This is a genomic window from Corynebacterium sp. ACRPQ, assembly GCF_022347225.1.
Lineage (GTDB): Bacteria > Actinomycetota > Actinomycetes > Mycobacteriales > Mycobacteriaceae > Corynebacterium > Corynebacterium tuberculostearicum_D.
The window spans coordinates 21925-41279 of record NZ_JAKRNF010000005.1 but is presented as its reverse complement, the minus strand read 5'-3'; the positions used below and the strand labels follow the sequence as shown (position 1 = coordinate 41279).

Sequence of the window (19355 nt, the reverse complement as noted above, 5' to 3'; positions counted from 1 at the left end):
CGCACAGCGCAGGAAATTACCTAGCACCACGCGGGTTGAGATTCTGTTGCAGTCCGCAGCCTTATGCCTCCATGTTCAGCTGTTCACATTCAGCGCCCAAGGCCGCATTAATTTCGGCGATGAGATGCTCGGGCACCTCGGCTTCCACGCGCAGAATCAGCACAGCATCAGATTCCTGTTTACCGTGCGTCAGAGCGGCCGCCACGATGTTGATTTCCGCAGCGCCCAACTTGGTACCTACCGTTCCTAATGCACCAGGGGCGTCCGCGTAGCGGAAGAAGAGGTTGCGGCCGGTAGCACGCATATCTACGCCGCGGCCGTTGATGCGAATGAACTTTTCGGTTCCATCGACGCCGATAAGTGCGCCGGTGAGCGAGGAGATCTCGCCATCGGCCCCGATAACCTTTACCTGCAGGGAAGAGCGGTGCCCCTTGGACCCCGCATTGGTAGATACCTCCACCTCTACCCCACGACTATTCGCGATCTGCATTGCATTGACAAAGGTCACCGGTTCCGAAGTCACGCCGCTAAACAGACCCCGAACGGCAGAAAGTCCTAGCACCTCCACGTCTTCGGTAGACAACTCGCCACAGGCCTCCACCTCGACGGCAACGGGAGCCTGCCCCAAAAGGCGGCCAGCAGTAAGTCCTAGCTTGCGGGCGAGGTCCAACCAACCAGCAACTTCTTCTCTCACTGCCCCGCCGGAGACGTTGACCGCATCCGGTACAAACTCTCCTTCAAGCGCCTTCAAGACAGACTCCGCTACATCGGTTCCCGCACGGTCCTGGGCCTCTACGGTGGAGGCGCCTAGGTGCGGGGACACGGTAACTTGCGGCAGCTTAAAGAGCGGAGAATCAGTGCACGGTTCCGTGGCATAAACGTCAAAGCCCGCACCTCGATGATGTCCCGACTCAATAGACTCAGCCAGAGCCGCTTCATCTACCAAACCGCCTCGCGCTGCGTTAATGAGAATCTGTCCTGGCTTCGCCTTGGCCAAAAGCTCCCTATCAAACATTCCGGCTGTCTCCGGAGTCTTTGGCAGGTGAATGGTCACGAAATCGGAACGCGACATCAGCTCTTCTAGCTCAACTAATTCCACGCCCAACGCCGCCGCGCGGGCTGGGTTGGCATAGGGATCGTGCGCGATAATGGTCGTCTCAAAGGACTTCAGACGCTGGGCAAAGAGCTGGCCAATGTGCCCAAAGCCAACAATGCCGATGGTCTTTCCGTAGACCTCTACGCCCTTGAAAGAAGAGCGCTTCCACTCCCCTTCGCGCAGGGACCGGTCGGCCGCTGGTACTTGGCGCGCCGTCGCTAAGAGCAGTGCAATCGCCTGTTCACACGCAGAGTGAATATTCGATGTTGGCGCATTGACCACCATGACGCCCTGGTCTGTGGCCGCCGGAATATCGACATTGTCCAGCCCCACCCCGGCACGGCCCACAATCTTGAGCTTTGTGGCCGCTTCCAATACCTCTGCATCAACGGTTGTGGCAGAGCGCACCAGCAAAGCCTCTGCCTCCGGAACCGCGGCGAGGAGCTCGGCACGATTCGGCCCATCCACCCAACGGACCTCAACAGAATCCCCCAAGGCCGTAACCGTGGACTGGGCTAATTTATCGGCAACAAGGACTACCGGCTTCGACATATCTTCCTTCGCTTAAATGAAATGCGGTGCACGCGGGTTGCCCGCGTGTCAAGGAAGTGTAGTTCAGTCAGGAGTGCCCTGCTTGATTTTTGCCTTAAATTCTTTCACTCGACCGAATTCCGGCCCCAGAGCCACTAAGGATCCGTCCTCAAGGCCCGCTACAGCAGCCATGCTGTGCTTATCCGCTAGTGGATCGGCAGTCGGCACGACCAAAACTCTTCCGCCGTAGGCTGCCGCAGTAATAACGTTCGCGATGGGGCTATCCTTAGTGGCAACGATATTTGGCGCCATCTGGCCGTCCCTGCGGGACTGTGCTGGGATGGGTTGGCTCTTTTCCTCTCCGGCATCAAGTTCGCCTTCATACGGCACCCAGGCAGGACGCAGCTCCATTTGGGGAGTCTTATCCAGCCGTGCAATATCTTTTACCATCTGCTCCGGCGAGGCTACCACCTTGGAACCATACTGGAATGCCGTGAACTCCCCTAGTGCCTTATGCGTTCCTGGATCCTTGATCACGCTGAATTCACCAGAGGTTTCCGTCCACGGCACGTCGCCGATTACCACCAGGCGGCTTACCCCTAAGTCCGTGAGCAGCTTATGGATTTCCAAACGCCTAGCATCGTCATACTGCACTGCTGGCAAATGCTGGTTTACCGCCAAGGTCGCTGCACGAAGAATAGATTTATCATCCGGGGCAAAAAGGACAAGCGAATCCGAATCTTCAAAAAATAGGCGGCTAGCTTCAATTCCAATGGGGTCATTGACAATGACCAACTTGCCATCGAATTTCGGATCAATCAGACGGTTTTGGTTTTCCGCCTTGGCCTTGCTGAGATCGATTTCGGACTCATCCAGATCGGACAGACCACGCCTAACCAGCTTGGATTCTGTGACCGGAGTGCCACAGGCTGCTAGCGCTAGTGAAGCAACCAGCACTGTAGCGGCCAAGCGCACAGATTTAGCGATCAAAAGCTTGCGGCCCTTCCTCTCCACCAAAAAGGTTTGCTTCATCCACATCGCGGATAACGGGTTTCCCTAAAGCATATTCCACGATGCCCAAGAAACGGTGACGGCGATCCGCAAGGAATTCACGCGGCTGAGATGCGCGCAGGAAATCCAGGTTCATTTCGTGGGATGCTAGAACCTCATCAAATTGCGCATCTTCCATGATGGACTTGGACTGAACGCGAGGTAGGTAGCGGTTGGGGGCGAAACCGTCGAGCACTACCTCGGTTCGTTTGCCCATCGGGGTGTAGTTCATCACCGACTCAGCCAAGACGGGATCAACTCCGTGACGCTTGCACCAATTTAGCGGGAATACAGGGAAAAAGCCTGGCTTGAGCTCTTCAAAGGTATGCCGGGTGAAGGTCTTTCCGGTGCGCCAGTCCTTCGCGCCGCGAGCCATGAGGAGGGCATAGAGTCCGTGCCAGACGCCGTCTTTGTCATCTACGGAAAGCAGCCGGGATTCACGGAAGGTGGCATCAGCGACGGTCTTCGGCGTCTCATCCGTTGCACCGGCTACCCATTCGGTGACCTCATCTACGTCGCGAGCTGCACGCAGCTGCACTGCAGAAGAGCCGTAGAGCTCGCCAAAGACGCCACACCAGAACCATTGGTTGATGCGGTTCCAGGACTGCTCGGTAGAAAGCGCTCCGCCGCGCTTGGCCAAGCGGGCGATAATGACTGCCAGGGGAACAATCTGCTCATTAAACGGAACCTGATCCATGCTGAGGATGCACCGCTGCGCCAAGAACTCGGATACCTCGCGGAAGGTGATACGCAGATCGTTGGCTGCCGACTTGTACTCCGCCAATGACAATTTCAAAATATCCTCGCGCTGGCCACCGGCACAGCCCTTTTCACCGGAAACCAGAAGCGATACTGCAGAAAGAAACTCGGCGCGCCCAATTCCATCCAAAGCTGGGGACTTACGCAGATCCTTTTCCACTTCTTGCCAATCAGCGGCCAAGTGGAAGCTGGGATCCTCAGAGGCAAAGACGGCAGTGAGCAGATCGAATACGTCCATCTGCAGGCCGGCCGAGTTCGCTTGGGCAAAAATCGAGCCGATGCCGGCTCGCTCCGTCTCGCGGGAAAGTCGAATCATTGGCAGGTCATAACCGGACAATGGCCGAATGATGCGATTATTAAAGGCCGCCAGTTCCGCGCTGTATTCCTGCTTGGTCGCCGCAAGTTCAAAAAGCATACCGACGCCATCTTCGCTCAGCAGAGAAGCCACGGGAATGCACATATTCTCTAGCGCATCCTCGCGCGTTAGGATGTCGCCCTCAATTGCCGGTGCGAAGTGCGAGCGAATCTTACCGTCTTGATTGACCGCGAAGATGGCATCATCCGGCAAAAGATCGCCGCGTACGGCTGCGCGAATATCGATAAAGAACCGGCGGTGAATCTTCTTCTTGCGGAAATCAGTGGTATCTACAAAGCCTTCGCCGTTGAAGCAGTGATACAGAGTGGTCAGGCGCTGCTGCCCGTCTAAAAGGAGCAAGCCGGGGTCGACGCCAGTGTCAGGTGCGCCCGCAAGGGCACGGGGACGAAAGCGCATCTTTTCGTTTCGGGTGTCAAGAGCCATGAGCGCACCGATGGGATAGCCGCGCAGCACGGAAACAATAAGAGATCGAATACGATCTTCATCCCAGGCATAGCTGCGCTGGAAGTCAGGTAACTGGATATCCCCGCGATCAATTCGTGCAAAGAGGTCTTTGAGATCGTAGCTTGGCGTCGTAAAACCCATGGCCCTCATCCTACTCCCCGCACCGGAGTTTTACCTGACACAAATAAAGCAAAACCCACGGTAAACGTGGTTGTTTACCGTGGGTGTGCGCTACAGACGCCGCCTTTTATTCCTAGGCAGTTGCATCCAGCGGGTTCTTGACCCAGCTCATCAAATCGCGCAGCTTGGTGCCGGTCTTTTCAATGTCGTGCTGCGCAAATTCCTCACGCAGACTCTCCAGCTCCTTGTTGCCGCCCTCAATATTGGCCAGCAGGTGCTTGGTGAAGGTGCCATCCTGGATATCGGACAAGATATCCTTCATGCGCTGCTTCGCATCGGCATCAATAACGCGAGGGCCAGAAATGTAGCCGCCAAACTCTGCGGTATCAGATACCGAGTAGTTCATGTTGGCGATGCCGCCCTCAAACATGAGGTCCACGATGAGCTTCATCTCGTGCAGCACCTCAAAGTAGGCCATTTCTGGTTCGTATCCAGCCTCGGTCAGGACCTCGAAGCCGGTGCGAATCAGGAACTCTATGCCACCACACAGGACGGCCTGCTCGCCAAAGAGGTCAGTAACCGTCTCTGCTTCGAAGGTCGTCGGGATAACGCCGGCGCGCGCACCACCGATGGCTGCTGCATAAGACAGGGTCAGATCGTGGCCTTCGCCCTTAGGATCCTGTTCGGTAGCAATCAAGCACGGAACACCCTTGCCATCAACGAACTGACGGCGAACCAGATGGCCAGGCCCCTTTGGTGCAACCATGCCAACGGTGACATTAGCTTGCGGTTCAATCAGCTTGAAGTGAATATTCAAGCCGTGCCCAAACAGCAGCGCATTGCCGTCTTCCAAGTTGGGGGCAATTTCATCTTCAAAGATCTGCTTCTGAGAGGTATCTGGTGCCAACAGCATAATTACGTCTGCCCACTTGGCAGCCTCTGCAACGGTCTTGACCGCAAAGCCTGCCTCCTCAGCCTTTTCGGCCGACTTGGAGCCTTCACGCAGCCCAATAACAACCTCGACGCCGGAATCCCGCAGGTTCTGCGAGTGTGCATGCCCCTGGGAGCCGTAACCAATAACGGCTACCTTGCGACCCTGAATGATAGACAGATCCGCATCATCGTCGTAGAAGGTTTCAATAGCCATGTCGTAGTCCTCAATTCTGTAGTGATTGTAAGTTCAATGAGTTAACGTCCCAGCTAGCACTATACCATTGTGCGAGACACAGCGCCCATATAGTGGGATTTAATTTCGCGGGGGTGCCATCGCCTTGGGACCACGCCCCAAGGCCACGTCACCAGACTGCACCAGCTCGAGCACACCGAATGGCTCCAGGACATCGAGAAGCGCCGCCAGCTTGCCAGGGGTACCGGTAGCCTCCACCACCACTGATTCTTGTGCCACGTCTACCACGCGGGCACGGAAGATATTAACGGCATCGACCACCTGCGGCCGGTTGGCATTATTCGCAGCCACCTTGACCAGCATCAGGGCTCGCGCCACCGTCGAGTCCGCTTCGAGCTCCACCACCTTGATGACCGGCACGATCTTGTTGAGCTGCTTGGTTACCTGCTCCATAATCCTTTCGGAAGCATCGACCACGATAGTCAGCCGGTTAATCCCTGGATTTTCCGTCTGGGCAGAAACCAGCGAAATGATGCTGTAGCCACGCCGGGAAAACATGCCGGTCACGCGCGACAGGATTCCCTCTACGTCTTCTACCAGGACCGACAGGGTATGCCGGGAAACGCCACTGGGGGCCATGCCTATACCTCCTGGATAGTCTCGTCGATATCGGCAGGAGCTTCTGCTGCCGATTCATTGTCAGCAAAAAGCGGGCGCAAGCCACGGGCATATTGAATTTCTTCGTTAGAAGCCCCACCGCCAATCATTGGCCAGACCTGGGCATCCTCACCAACGATGAAGTCAATGACCACTGGGCGGTCATTGATTGCGCGGGCCCGTTCGATGGCCGGCACTACTTCTTCCTCACAGGTAACTCGTATAGCTTCGCATCCCAGTGCCTCTGCCAAGCGGACAAAGTCCGGGGTATAGACATCTCGTTCTCGCAGCTTGGTATTGGAATAGTTCTCGTTAAAGAACAGTGTCTGCCACTGACGGACCATGCCGAGGTTGCCGTTATTAATGACGGCAACCTTAAACGGAAAGCCCTCCAAAGCCGCGGTGGTGAGCTCCTGGTTAGTCATTTGGAAGCAACCGTCACCGTCAATCGCCCACACCTCCTTATCCGGGCATGCTGCCTTAGCACCGAGGGCCGCCGGGACGGCATAGCCCATAGTTCCGGCACCACCGGAGTTGATCCAGGAGCGTGGGTGCTCAAAATCAATGAACTGTGCCGACCACATCTGGTGCTGTCCCACACCAGCACAGTAGATAGCCTCAGGACCTACGGTTTCACTCAGCTTTTCCAACACAAATTGGGGATTGAGCTGCCCATCCGGAGTGGGATCATAGCCACGGGGGAACCGTTCCTTGAGCCCATCGAGGTAGTCCCGCCATGGGCCTACTTCCGGTGAATTCACTCCGGAGTTCTTGCGGTACTCCTTTAAGAGACCTGCCAACACGTTGCGCGCATCACCCACGATTGGCACGGTAACGTCGCGGATTTTCCCAATTTCAGCCGGGTCAATATCAGCATGAATTACCTGGGCCTCAGGGGCAAAGGTGGAGGTATCGCCGGTTACTCGATCATCGAATCGCGCACCGATAGTAATCAACAGGTCAGCTCGCTGCATGGCCGCAACTGCAGGGACGGTGCCATGCATGCCCGGCATGCCCATGTGCAGCGGATGAGACTCTGGAAAAGCGCCCAAGGCCATGAGCGTGGTCACCACAGGAATTCCGGAAAATTCCGCAAACTCGCGCAGCTCCTTGGCCGCCTCCGCCTTGATGACACCGCCACCGGCATAAATGACCGGCTTTTCTGCCTGCGAAATGAGCTCAACCGCTTGCGCGATCTGGCGATGGTGCGGCTTGGTCGTCGGTTTATATCCAGGCAGATCAAACGTAGCCGGGAAGGAATAATTCAATTCACCGTTTTGCACGTCCTTTGGGATGTCCACCAAGACCGGCCCCGGACGGCCCGTAGCAGCCAGATGGAATGCGGCTGCAATGGCAGCTGGAATCTGGCTCGGTTCCGTCACGATGTAGTTGTGCTTGGTAATCGGCATCGTCACGCCGCGAATATCGGCCTCTTGGAAGGCATCGGTTCCCAAGAGGTTGCTGCCCACCTGGCCGGTGATGGCGACGATGGGAACGGAGTCCAGGTTGGCGTCGGCAAGCGCTGTCACTAAGTTGGTCGCACCCGGCCCGGAGGTGGCAATGCATACGCCCACCTTGCCGGAAGCTTGGGCGTAGCCTTCGGCGGCGTGGCCGGCCCCCTGTTCATGGCGGGTGAGCACGTGCCGCAGCTTGGTCGAGGTGTGCAAAGCATCGTAGAGAGGAAGCACGGCACCGCCTGGAATGCCGAAGACGAGATCGGTTCCCAAGTCTTCGAGAGTGCGGACAATGGCGTGGGCACCACTCATCCGCTCCGGAGCGTGGGCGCGTGAGGCCGCAGCCACCGAAGCGGGCGTGGGCGAAGTCGTCGTAACCACGGTTAATGTGCTCCTTGAATTGGTCTATTGCAGGTCCTGATCATCATCGGTACCGGCCCCAGATATGAACAAAGCCCCCGCGGGCTTGTCTGTCTGCGGGGGCGAAAAGCGTCGACGTCATGAGGCGCCGCGGTCACCACCGCGTTGATACTACCTGAAGTCGAATAATGATCATGGGCATGACTATACCTTGATAGGTATTACCCTCGTGGAGATTACCCCCTTTTGGGATCACATTCCCACGTGATGGGACACGCTTGAAAATAGGTTCGCCCTTGCCGGCCTTAGTGAATTAGGCTTGCACACTATGACTCCACCACCTAAGGACAACAAACCTCGTCAGTCCACCACCCAGGCAGAGGTTTTCAAGCCATCCCGCGACCACATCTTGGGCATCCTCATCCTGTCCGCCATTGCTCTGCTGAGCATCGGATGGGCCCCCAAATACCTCGCCTGGCTGTTCATTATCCCCATCCTCGGATTGTGGTGGGTCATAAAATCCCGCACCAGAGTCTCCGAATCTGGAATCGCTATCTCTTACGCATTCCGGAAAAATATCCAGATTGCATGGGACGACTTTGCCGGAATCGGCTTCCAACGCGCCCGCGCCTTCGCCCGCACCAAGGCCGGCGCGGAGCACAACCTGCCCGGCGTGACCTTTAACTCGCTCCCGCGACTTTCGGAGGCTTCTCGCGGCCGCATCCCCGACGCCCTTACCCAGGGCCGTGAAGCGGCAGATGACAAGGTGGTCATTGTCCACCGTGACGGCCAACAAGTCCTCCTCAGCAAAGAAGAGTATGCGGACTACCTCGAGCGCCACCCCGAGCTCAAGCCTTCGGCCGAAAACTAAATACGCCGTCTACGCTCTCCCCCACATCCCTTGAAGGAATGGTGACTGAAAACCATGTTCCCGCTGCGTTCAAAAGTAACTACCGTCGGCCGCCAAGCCTCTGGCGCCCGCGCCCTCTGGCGGGCCACCGGCACCAAGGAAAATGACTTTGGCAAACCGATTGTCGCCATCGCCAACTCCTATACCCAATTCGTCCCCGGCCACGTACACCTTAAAAACGTCGGCGATATCGTCGCCGACGCCGTACGAGCGGCCGGCGGCGCACCCAAGGAATTCAATACCATCGCCGTCGATGACGGCATCGCCATGGGACACAGCGGCATGCTCTACTCGCTGCCTTCTCGCGAAATCATCTCCGATTCCATCGAGTACATGGCCAATGCCCACACTGCCGACGCCCTGGTGTGCATCTCCAACTGCGATAAAATCACCCCGGGCATGCTCAATGCGGCGCTGCGCCTGAACATTCCCACCATTTTCGTCTCGGGTGGACCGATGGAGGCCGGCAAAGCCGTCGTGGTTGATGGCGTAGCCCACGCCCCCACCGACCTCATCACCGCCATTACTGCCTCTGCCAATGACGCGGTATCTGATGAAGGCTTGACCCAGGTAGAGGAATCCGCCTGTCCCACCTGCGGCTCCTGTTCCGGCATGTTTACCGCCAATTCCATGAACTGCCTGACCGAGGCGCTCGGCCTGGCGCTGCCCGGCAACGGCACCACCCTGGCCACCCACACGGCTCGCCGCAGCCTATTTGAAAAGGCCGGCTCCACCATCGTCGATATGTGCCGCCGCTATTACAGCGAGGAGGACGAATCCGTTCTCCCCCGCAATATCGCCACCAAGGAAGCATTCACCAATGCCATGGCACTAGACATGGCCATGGGCGGCTCCACCAACACCATCCTGCACACGCTCGCAGCCGCACAGGAGGGCGAGGTGGATTTCACCCTCGATGATATTAATGACATCTCCTACCGCGTGCCCTGCCTGTCCAAGGTCGCACCCAATGGCACCTACCACATTGAGGATGTCCACCGCGCCGGTGGCATCCCCGCCATCTTGGGAGAGCTTCGCCGCGCCGGGCACCTGAACTTGAAGGTGCATACGGCGCTCTATGACAACGCCGAGCAGTGGCTCGATGACTGGGATATCCGCAACCCGCACGCCACGGATGAGGCTCGCGAACTGTACTACGCCGCGCCGGGCGGCGTGCGCACCACCGAACCATTTTCCCAATCCAACCGCTGGGACGAGCTCGATACCGACGCCGCTCATGGCTGCATTCACGACGCCGATCACGCCTTTTCTTCCGACGGCGGCCTGGTTGACCTGCGTGGAAACCTGGCCCCCGACGGAGCTATCGTGAAGGCAGCGGGCGTCGAAGAAGCGCTGTGGACTTTCTCCGGACCTGCCCGGGTGGTGGAATCCCAAGAGGAGGCCGTATCGATAATCCTAAATAAGGAAGTTCAGGCGGGCGACGTGGTGGTCATTCGCTATGAAGGCCCATCCGGCGGCCCGGGCATGCAGGAAATGCTCCACCCAACCTCCTTCCTCAAGGGCGCCGGTTTGGGCAAGGCATGCGCCTTGATTACCGACGGCCGGTTTTCCGGCGGCACCTCCGGCCTTTCCATCGGCCACATCTCCCCCGAGGCGGCCCATCAGGGCCTTATCGGGCTCATCGAAAATGGCGACACCATCACCATCAACATCCACGAGCGCCAACTCACCCTCGATGTGGACGAGGACGTGCTGGAGCGCCGCCGCGCCGCCCAGGAACAGCGCGAGCAACCGTGGACTCCGGTGAACCGCAACCGCCCCATCACCAAGGCACTGCGTGCGTATGCAGCCATGGCCACCTCCGCCGATCGCGGCGCGGTGCGCGTGGTCGATGGCCATGTGAATTAGACAGTATTAACTGCTAAATCCCTGTGAGCCTCGGTGGGGTGCACGCCCGTTTACTTGCAGATCGCATAAAGTGTACTGCGATGAAACTCGCGCGCACCCCACTTTTTCGTTATGCCTTAGCTCTGCTGGGCCTCATTTTTGGCGCCTGGAAGATTGTTCAAGACACCCGCATCACGGACTTTCCCATTGACATGGTGGTCTACCGCGAGGGCGTCAAGGCCTTCCTTGAGCATCGCTCCGTCTATAGCGAGCCCATGCTGGCCGGGGACATTTGAAGCGTTCTGGGTTTAGTTCCGCTTCTTTTACTACCCCGTACTGACGGGCTGCGTGAGATAGTAGTCGATTTCTACTTCCCGCGGGGTGGCGTAGTCCAATGCTTCGTGAAGGCGCTTGGTGTTCCACCAATGCATCCACCGCAAGGTGGCCAGTTCGACTTCTCCGACCGACGTCCACGGGCCTTGGGGGTAGATGAGTTCAGCTTTGTAGAGACCGTTGACTGTTTCGGCTAGTGCATTGTCGTAAGAATCGCCGACTGTTCCCACACTCGGGCGGATTCCTGACTCAGCTAGCGCAGTGGAATACTTCAGTGACACATACTGGCTGCCCCGATCGCTGTGGTGAATTAGCTGGTTTCCATGGATTCGCCCTGCAGTGGTTAAAGCGTGCTCTAAAGCCTCCATCGGCAGCGCGTCGGTGCGCATTGTCGAGCGTGTAGCGACACCAACAATTTTTCGGCTGAATACATCCACGACAAACGCGGTATAGGCGAATCCTGACAGGGTGCGAACGTAGGTAATGTCGGCAACCCAAAGCCTGCCTGGCGCTTGTGCACGGAAGATTCGCTGGACTAGGTCTGGGCGACAATCAGGTGTCTCTGGGCTTAGCGTTGTTACCGGATGTCGTCCACGTCTGCGGCCAGAAACACCTGCTAGCTTCATCAGTCGTGCAGTCTTGTCGCGGCCGATATGAAAGCCTTCACAGTTCATCGCGTGCCACATCTTACGGATGCCGTAGACCGAGAAATTCTCCGCATGCACACGCTGAATCTCTGGGATGAGAAGGCTATCGCTTAAGGCCCTTGCACTGGGAACACGAGTGGTCGCCTTGCGGTAGCCGCGTGAAGTGATGAATCCACGATCTGCTTGTTTAAGGACTCGGCAGATGGCCCCGGGCCCAAACTGATCTTTATACGTGTCGATGTAGGAGATCATTTGGTCGTGGGTCGGTCGAGTTCCGCTGCGAAAAAAGCCGAAGCTGTCTTAAGAATCCCGTTTGCTCGCTTCAGTTCACGGTTCTCTCGGCGCAAACGCTTGAGTTCTTCTTCCATTGTTTCGCTATCCGGCGTTGTGCGGCCATCTCGTGTGGAGGCGCTGTCGCGGTACCACGCCCGCAATGTGTGGCGTGATACGCCGAGGAGCTCTCCGACCTGTTCGTAGGCGCGCTGCAATGAGCAGGACTCCAAGCGGACCATTTCGAAGATCTGATGGACCGCCTTCTCCTTAAACTCGACGGAATACTTTCTGGGCATAGTGCCTCATCCTTCCTTACTTGAGGTAGGAACTAAACCCAGGACGCTTCACAAGCGCTTCTTGCCCCAAGGTATCTTGATTGGCTTGGCCGCCGCCATCAAGATAACCCCGCTAGCGATGCTGCTTTATTTCCTCGTGCGCAAGGAATGGAAGCAGATTGTAACGGCGCTCTTGTCCGCCGTTGCGGCCACTCTCCTCGCCGCAGCCTTCCGCTGGGACGCATTCGTAGAGTTCTTCAGCTCTAAATTGCTCGATATGGGCTCTGGCGGCGACTTCGGCGTGGGCACTGATTACCAGTCCAATAGCTCTATCAAGGGCGCCATTCAGCGCATGTATTCTTCTTCCGAGGCCATGGACGCCAATGGGCTGGCCATCAACATCGCGTGGATCGCCGCCTCCCTCGTGGTTATTGCATTCGCGGCGTGGCTTATCAAGCGACTGTGCGAGGAGCACTTGCTTGTCGACGCCCAAATGGTCACCGCCCTCACCCTCCTGCTCATCTCCCCCGTTTCTTGGTCGCACCACTGGGTCTGGCTCACGCTCATCATCCCAGTCTTCCTTTACCGTGCTTTGAGCTGGCTTTCTACTGGATGGGCCGCGGGCAGCCTCCTGACCATCCTCGTAGCCTGGGCAGGCATGCTGCTGACAGTTCCACCTAAGTGGTGGTGGGGCGATCAAGTCGATGTCCACGCCATGGAGCGCTACCAGAAGTTCTGGGTGGATGACTTCGTGTGGCTAACCATACTGACCGTCACACTTTTCGCAGCCGCTTTCTATGCCTCCCAGCGCAATAACCGGAACGCGAATACCGCTACTCCTGCCCCGCTAGCGTCTTAAGCGCTGCAAGGTGCGAGTCGAACGCAGCCTTGCCTTTGACCGTGAGCATCACCCATACCGTGTCCTTGCCACGCGAGGATCCATACTCGCGAAAGCGCCTGATATATCCCTCCTTTTCCAAGGCGCTTAGTTGCTTAGAAAGCGTGGCATCGGATTGATTCACCTTGTCCCGGATCGCTGCAAAGCGCATCTCTTTGTTGATGGATCCTTCCACGGCACCTGCAGCATTGAGTACCGCACAAATCTTAAACCGGTTGAGCGGGTGAATTACTGGGTCAAGCTCATTCATCGTCGCTTGCCCGCTTGTCGTCTTTATGGCCACGCGAGGACATATCCATTGCTCCCGAATTGAAAGCCCAAAACACACCCAAGCCCCACAGCGTGAATACGATGGCCGCAATTACTATGTGCCCTTCGAGAAAGGTCTGGAAGATCATAGGGGCAAATATTAGAAAAAATCCGAAATAGTATTTCTTATCCGGCTGCGGCTGGTCAATAGGATTTTGTCTATAGCCTGCACGTACGTCACGCTTTTTAGCGCCTACCCAGAGGCCTGCACCCACGCAGGCAATTATGACTCCGAGGGACAACCACCACGGCATGCCTTTCCCAAATTGGCTCAGGCTAAACCCCAGTCCTGCTAGCGCCGCAGCAAACAAAGCATTAAGCAAAGTTTTCCGGCCGGCACTCTGGTCCTGCTCCACTTCTTCATTAAAGGCCAGTGCCTCGTGCACACTTTCGTCCATGATCGCCGTTCCTTTCGTCTTCGGCCTTTCGTTGTTTTCCACTTTAGAAAGTATCATACTTTCCGCCCAGGAAAGCAAGGGGTAAAAGAAAATCCGCCGCAAGTGCGACGGATCATCTATTGGCGATTAGTTCAGCGGATTAACTCCCGCGCCGAAGAACCAGAGTGCTACGAGAATCGCTACGCCGATAAGTACAAAGACCCACGAAGTGCCCAGCGGGCGGCGTGCCCACGAGCGCTTGAAGTCTAGGGAGATAAAGCCTGGGCCAGTAAACTGCAGGCCCACTGCGATGACAAAGAGGACCAAGGAAAGCCAGACGGATTCCGGCCAGCTAAAGACGTCCAGGCCGGCATCGGTCTGGGCAAGCTCGTGGACGGCGGTAAAGCCGGTCACTACCAGGCCAATCATGGCCGCCAGCGGCGTAATGAGGCCGAACAGCAAGAACACACCAGCAATAAGCTGCATGGTTGGCACCGCGATAGACAGTGCGGTATCCCATGCATAGTTGGCAAAATCGCTCTCAAGGCCGGACAATCCCTCACTATCGCCAAGCGTGAAGAAGGTCTTTGCTCCCGCGACGATGAGGTAAGCGCTCAGCGCCAGGCGAATGAATAGCAGGCCGAAGTCGATGGTGCCGCGGCGACCATAACGCTGGTAGCCTTCCTTTTCTTCCTGCTCTGCTTGCAGGCGCGCCTCGCGCTCCTCTGCGGTTTCAGTGCTGAGGGTGCTGTCCACGGGAGTATCGGCAGTAGCAAGTGCCGTCTCCTGCTCTACGCTGGCCGGCGTGGTGGACTCCGGTTGCGCGAAGGCTACGGTCTCCTCGCCGGCGCCACTGTCCTGACGTGCGGCTTCATTAGCACTGGAATAGGACAATACCTCGGTTTCAGGGTGGTCGTGCTGCGCTTGGGAAGGCTTGATTTCCTGCGGCTCAGCGCGGCCGGCGCGCTCAAAAAGGCCCGGCTTCGACTTTTTCTGGCTGGAAGCGGAATCTTGACCCGCCGGCTTCGCGTTGTAGGTAGGCACGTCCATATCCTCATCAAACGGGGTGGCTTTATCCGGTTGCTGCTTATCGCTCATAGCTCCAACTTAGGGCACGTGCCTGCACTTTTGTGGTACCCACCACGGCGCGCCGCACGAGCTTGCGTGCTATGTGGCCACCAAGTCGCTCGCAGCTTCGATGACCGAACGCGTAAGTTCGCTCAAAACCTCTGACTCCAAGCGCCACCGCTGCCAGTAGAGGTCGATATCGAGCGGGGAGTCGTCGAGAAGCACCAGCTCTTCCGCCGCCAATAGGGGCAGCGCTTGGGCTTGGGGCAGCAACCCCCACCCCAGGCCAACGCGTACGGCCTCCAGGTAGCCCTCGGAAGAGGGAATCTGTGACACCCGCGCACGGACCACGGCCGAATCAATGAAGCGCTCCCGCATCGCATCATCCAGTACCTGATCGTTGGGACCATAGCCTACAAGAGGCATAGTTTCCCAGGTCAGGTGGCCATTATGGAAGCTTTCTGCAATATGTGGTGCCGCCACCGGGAAGTAGCGCATCGTACCCAAAAAGCTCGACTCACAGCCCGAGACCGGCGTGGCCTCCCTCGTCACCGCGCCAAGCACATCGCCCCGCCGCAGCATGGCTAAGGTGCGCGCCTCATCCTCAATCCGGATGCGCAGGGCAACATCACCCCGCCGCGCGGTATCACTAAGGACCCTACGAAACCATGTCGCTAGGGAATCCGAGTTCACTGCAACAGAGAGCGGGACCCGGGCTAGGCGGTGGCCCAGGCGCGCGTCCGTCTCGGCCTGCACCAACGCCATACGGCGTGCGGATTGCACCAGGATCTCCCCCGCTTCTGTCGCGGTTACCGGAGTGGCACGGCGAAGGAGCACTCGACCGGTGCTCGATTCTAGGGCCTTGATTCGTTGACTTACCGCGGACGGCGATATGCCGAGCACGGCTGCGGCAACATCGAAGCTGCCTTCATCCACGATGGCGAGCAAAGTTTCTAGGTGCACCGGGTTCATGAAGCTATTCTAAACCAACTGTAGATTCATTAACTGGACTAATTCAGCCCGGGAATTCACACTAGAAGGCATGTCCATCGTGCTTGCTGGTTTCTTCTTGGGATTATCGCTCATCGTGGCCGTCGGCCCGCAAAATGCCATGCTGCTCAAGTACGGCATCCGCCGCGACCATATTGGCCTCATCATTGTCGTCTGCGCGCTTTCTGACGTCATCCTGATCACCTCCGGCACGGCCGGCGTGGGCTACTTGGTAGAAAAGTTCCCCAACGCCCTGCAGGTTTTGAAATATGTTGGCGCCGCCTACCTGGCGTATTTCACCTTTACCTGCTTCCGCGATGCGTTCAAGACCAAAGGCGAGGCCATCGAGGTTGAATCCACGCAGCCGAAGGTACCGCAGGAAGTCGCTTCCTTCGATGGCTCTCGGGCACGCAACACGACCAAGACCGCAACTCGCGTCGAGATTAAGCGCTCCCCCTCCTGGGTTAAGCCGCTGCTTACCGCTCTGGCCTTAACGTGGCTTAACCCAGGCGCCTACGTTGACGTCGTGGTGATGCTCGGCGGCATTGCTAATCAATATGGCGAATCGGGGCGCTGGCTTTTCGCCGTGGGTGCAATCTGCGCCAGCTTCACTTGGTTCCCCTTCATCGGCTTTGGCGCCGCGCGCTTTTCCCACGTGCTGTCCCGGCCCACAGTGTGGCGCTGGATCAACTTCGGCATCGGCGTCATCATGATTGGCCTAACGCTCAAGTTGCTCCTGCTCTAGGGCCGGGATTCAACCCGCCTAGTTTCCTCGCACGCGGGAGGCGGTGGCGCCGGCCCAGCGGTTGATGCCGGCGTCATGGGCGACGTCGTCAATCGCAGCCAGCTCCTCCGCGCTGAAGTCAAGGTGATCCAGCGCGCCCAGGTTGTGCTCGAGCTGCTCCACCGAAGAAGCACCCAACAGCGCCGAGGTAAGCGTGCGATCCCCCTGGTCACGCAGCACCCACGAAATGGCCATCTGGGCCAGCGACTGCCCGCGCTTGCCTGCAATATCGTTGAGCGAGCGGATCATGGAAAGGTTCTCCTCATTGAGCCAGTCCTTTTCCAAGGTCTTATTCTTCGCCGCACGCGAATCTGCGGGGATGCCGTCGATATAGCGGTCCGTGAGCATACCCTGCGCCAACGGGCCGAAGCCGATGACGCCTAGGCCGCTGCGCGCCGTGACATCAAGCAGCGACTCGCCGTCTTCGCCCGGGCGCTCAATCCAGCGGTTCAAAATGGAATAGCTGGGCTGATGAATCAGCAACGGGCAGCCCTCATCTTCCATAAACTCCACGGCCTCAGCGGTGAGCTCCGGACCATAAGAGGAGATGCCCACATACAGCGCCTTGCCGGAGGCTACGATATCCCGCAGCGCATACAGGGTCTCCTCCAGCGGGGTATCCGGGTCCGGACGGTGGTGGTAGAAGATGTCCACATAATCCAAGCCCATACGCTTCAGGGAAGCGTCCAAGGAGCTCACCAGGTACTTGCGGGAGCCGCCGAAACCGTAGGGCGAATCATTCATCACCCAGCCGGCCTTGGAGGAAATGATCATTTCATCGCGGAAGGGGCGGAAATCACGGGCGAAGATGCGTCCGAAGTTGTCCTCCGCGGCGCCTGGTTCAGGGCCATAGTTATTGGCCAAATCGAAATGAGTAATCCCCCGGTCATACGCCGCGCGCAGGATTTCGCGCTGCGTGGCCAGGGGACGGTCGTCGCCGAAGTTCTGCCATAGGCCAAGGGAAATGGCCGGCAGCTTCAGCCCAGAGTTGCCTACTCGGCGGTACTCCATCGAATCATAACGGTCAGATGCGGGTGCATAGATACTCATAGCACCCCATTGTCCGCTTAATTCTTGGAATTGTCAGCCTTTGGCAGCTCCTCATCTTCTTCAGGGGCGCCGGATGCGCCGGTTTCTTCGACCCACTTTTCAATTTCTTCCGGGGTGCGGTCGGTTTCTACCGCGTCGCGTTCGGTGTAATAGGAGTAGTCGTGGCGCTTTTCTGCGTACTTCTTTTTGTCAAAGTCCACGTCATCGTCGCCGTCAAGCTCTTCGGTGACCTCATCCACCAGCTCATCGTAGAGGGCCTCATTGTCCATATTGGAGTCCTCGATGTGCTGGCCAATTTCATCGTCATAGCGCTCAGCATCATATGCCTTGTCCGGATGCAGCTTCAGATGCATGAGGGCGCGTACGCGCTCACGGCGCACGGCCTCATCCTGGATCTGAGACTGGCTGCGGAACCAAGCAAAGACCAGGATGGCTACCATCAGAATGCCCATGTAGCCGATGACGGGGTAGATGTAGTTCATCAGGGTCTTGAAGCCGGCGAAGGACACGGCGAAACCAGCCAAGCAGCCAATAACGAAGATAACCGGGAAGCGCTTCTCATGACCAGCAGACAGGCGCTTGCCCAGTGCGTAGAACATGCCGATAGCGGTATTGAAGATCATCAAGTAAATGATGACCGCCATGATGGAGCCGAGCGTCGGGTTAACGCTATCTACCAAAGACAGCATCGGAATATCGGAGCCTTGTGCCTTGTCCGAGTTCATCAGCAAGGAGAATCCGGCAAGGCCCATCATGATGGAGTAGATGACGCCGCCTACAACGCCGCCCCAACCGGCCTCGCGTGGGCTGATATTGTCGCCACCGATAACCAGGGACATGGACACGGCGAGCATCAGCGCCAGGCCGTTGTAATTGAGTGCGGAAATGAGCCAGTTACCAATCGGGGTGTCGATCTGGCTGGAGGCGTCCATAGCGGCGCCGATGTCATCCGGCATATTGAGGCCGGTGTAGATGGCAACACCAATGACCGCAATGATGATGGTCGGTGTTACAGCACCGATAACCTTGGATACCTTATCCACGTCGAGCATGCCCACGATAAGCACCAATACCAACATGAGCGTGGAGCCGATCCAAGTCTTCCAGCCAAACTGCTGCTCCATATTGGAACCCGCGCCAGCCAACATCACAAAGCCAATGGCAAAGAGGGTGATGATGACCGCGATGTCCAGCAATTTGGAGACGATCGGGTGGGTGACATTGCGGAAAACGGTATTGTGCTCAGAAGCGTGGAAGTAGCTGCCCAGCTGCAAGAACACGGTACCGGCAAGGGTCATGATCAGTGCGGCGATAATGATGCCGGGAATACCCCAGGAACCAAAGGCAGTGAAGTACTGCACCACCTCTTGGCCCGTGGCAAAGCCGGCGCCCACCAACAAGCCCACGAAGGACATGGCAATGGCGATAATGTTTTTAGAAGACACGGTTGCCTAACTTTTGTAGCGAATATCTCTCGCATACTGGTGCGCGCGGCCCCTTGTCCCCCACTCCCCAGCACATGGGCTACACAACACCGGTATGCGTTCCTTAAGGAATGGTACGTAAGTGACCCGTTAAACACCTACTGGCACATACCGATGTTGTGGTAAATCACATTCG

At 57.4% G+C, this 19355-nt stretch carries 17 protein-coding genes and 1 pseudogene; 5 read left to right on the top strand and 13 right to left on the bottom strand.

Going from position 1 to position 19355, the window contains the following annotated elements:
- Positions 1-61: 61 nt before the first annotated feature.
- The 6 genes from serA to MHY24_RS04450 form a co-directional block, all read right to left on the bottom strand.
- On the bottom strand, positions 62-1648 hold the full coding sequence (gene serA / locus MHY24_RS04475) for a phosphoglycerate dehydrogenase (RefSeq protein WP_239228497.1): 1587 nt from the start codon (positions 1646-1648) through the stop codon (positions 62-64).
- Between the two features lie 63 nt (positions 1649-1711).
- On the bottom strand, positions 1712-2659 hold the full coding sequence (locus MHY24_RS04470; RefSeq protein WP_239228495.1) for a hypothetical protein: 948 nt from the start codon (positions 2657-2659) through the stop codon (positions 1712-1714).
- Complete coding sequence (locus MHY24_RS04465; protein ID WP_239228494.1) at positions 2607-4397, bottom strand: DUF262 domain-containing protein; 1791 nt, start codon at positions 4395-4397, stop codon at positions 2607-2609. The genes MHY24_RS04470 and MHY24_RS04465 overlap by 53 nt, the downstream gene beginning before the upstream one ends.
- A 112-nt stretch (positions 4398-4509) precedes the next feature.
- The gene (gene ilvC, locus MHY24_RS04460; RefSeq protein ID WP_239228493.1) at positions 4510-5523 is read right to left on the bottom strand and encodes a ketol-acid reductoisomerase; all 1014 of its coding nucleotides are present in this window, start codon (positions 5521-5523) and stop codon (positions 4510-4512) included.
- 99 nt (positions 5524-5622) lie between these two features.
- Entirely contained in the window at positions 5623-6141 is a 519-nt protein-coding gene (gene ilvN / locus MHY24_RS04455) for an acetolactate synthase small subunit (RefSeq protein WP_239228492.1), read from the bottom strand.
- Between the two features lie 2 nt (positions 6142-6143).
- Complete coding sequence (locus tag MHY24_RS04450) at positions 6144-7994, bottom strand: acetolactate synthase large subunit (protein ID WP_239228491.1); 1851 nt, start codon at positions 7992-7994, stop codon at positions 6144-6146.
- A 307-nt stretch (positions 7995-8301) separates the two neighbouring features.
- On the opposite strand from MHY24_RS04450, the gene MHY24_RS04445 reads away from it, so the two are divergent.
- The 3 genes and pseudogenes from MHY24_RS04445 to MHY24_RS04435 all read left to right on the top strand — a co-directional run.
- Positions 8302-8844, top strand: coding sequence for a PH domain-containing protein (locus MHY24_RS04445; RefSeq protein WP_239228490.1), 543 nt, complete (start codon positions 8302-8304; stop codon positions 8842-8844).
- 54 nt (positions 8845-8898) lie between these two features.
- A complete protein-coding gene (gene ilvD / locus MHY24_RS04440) occupies positions 8899-10752 on the top strand; it encodes a dihydroxy-acid dehydratase (protein WP_239228489.1) in 1854 nt (617 codons plus the stop codon).
- Positions 10753-10832: 80 nt separating this feature from the next.
- Positions 10833-11024: pseudogene (locus MHY24_RS04435) on the top strand (hypothetical protein); the annotation flags it as partial.
- Between the two features lie 33 nt (positions 11025-11057).
- Here MHY24_RS04435 and MHY24_RS04430 read toward each other — a convergent pair.
- A protein-coding gene (locus MHY24_RS04430; RefSeq protein ID WP_239228488.1) for an IS3 family transposase occupies positions 11058-12280 on the bottom strand; the annotation gives its coding sequence in 2 pieces (ribosomal slippage) (positions 11058-12001 and positions 12001-12280; 1224 coding nt in all).
- A gap of 1 nt (position 12281) precedes the next feature.
- Between MHY24_RS04430 and MHY24_RS04425 the strand changes: the two genes are divergently transcribed.
- On the top strand, positions 12282-13118 hold the full coding sequence (locus MHY24_RS04425) for a glycosyltransferase 87 family protein (protein ID WP_367398051.1): 837 nt from the start codon (positions 12282-12284) through the stop codon (positions 13116-13118).
- Here the strand turns inward: MHY24_RS04425 and MHY24_RS04420 are convergent.
- From MHY24_RS04420 to MHY24_RS04405, 4 genes are all read right to left on the bottom strand, one after another.
- Positions 13093-13407 carry a transcriptional regulator gene (locus MHY24_RS04420; protein WP_239228485.1) on the bottom strand — a complete coding sequence of 105 codons (315 nt, stop codon included), beginning with the start codon at positions 13405-13407 and terminating at the stop codon, positions 13093-13095. The two genes, MHY24_RS04425 and MHY24_RS04420, sit on opposite strands and share 26 nt — an antisense overlap.
- Positions 13400-13906, bottom strand: a complete 507-nt coding sequence (locus MHY24_RS04415; RefSeq protein WP_239228484.1) for a hypothetical protein — start codon at positions 13904-13906, stop codon at positions 13400-13402. Before MHY24_RS04415 ends, MHY24_RS04420 begins: the two co-directional genes overlap by 8 nt.
- 84 nt (positions 13907-13990) lie before the next feature.
- Positions 13991-14941, bottom strand: a complete 951-nt coding sequence (locus MHY24_RS04410) for a DoxX family protein (protein ID WP_239228483.1) — start codon at positions 14939-14941, stop codon at positions 13991-13993.
- A gap of 69 nt (positions 14942-15010) precedes the next feature.
- Positions 15011-15883: an ArgP/LysG family DNA-binding transcriptional regulator gene (locus tag MHY24_RS04405; protein ID WP_239228482.1), complete on the bottom strand. Its 873-nt coding sequence runs from the start codon at positions 15881-15883 to the stop codon at positions 15011-15013.
- Between the two features lie 70 nt (positions 15884-15953).
- Between MHY24_RS04405 and MHY24_RS04400 the strand changes: the two genes are divergently transcribed.
- The gene (locus MHY24_RS04400) at positions 15954-16646 is read left to right on the top strand and encodes a LysE/ArgO family amino acid transporter (protein WP_239228481.1); all 693 of its coding nucleotides are present in this window, start codon (positions 15954-15956) and stop codon (positions 16644-16646) included.
- A gap of 18 nt (positions 16647-16664) precedes the next feature.
- Here the strand turns inward: MHY24_RS04400 and MHY24_RS04395 are convergent, their stop codons facing one another.
- On the bottom strand, positions 16665-17735 hold the full coding sequence (locus MHY24_RS04395; protein WP_239191441.1) for an aldo/keto reductase: 1071 nt from the start codon (positions 17733-17735) through the stop codon (positions 16665-16667).
- 17 nt (positions 17736-17752) lie between these two features.
- The gene (locus MHY24_RS04390; protein ID WP_239191443.1) at positions 17753-19180 is read right to left on the bottom strand and encodes a hypothetical protein; all 1428 of its coding nucleotides are present in this window, start codon (positions 19178-19180) and stop codon (positions 17753-17755) included.
- Positions 19181-19355: the final 175 nt, after the last annotated feature.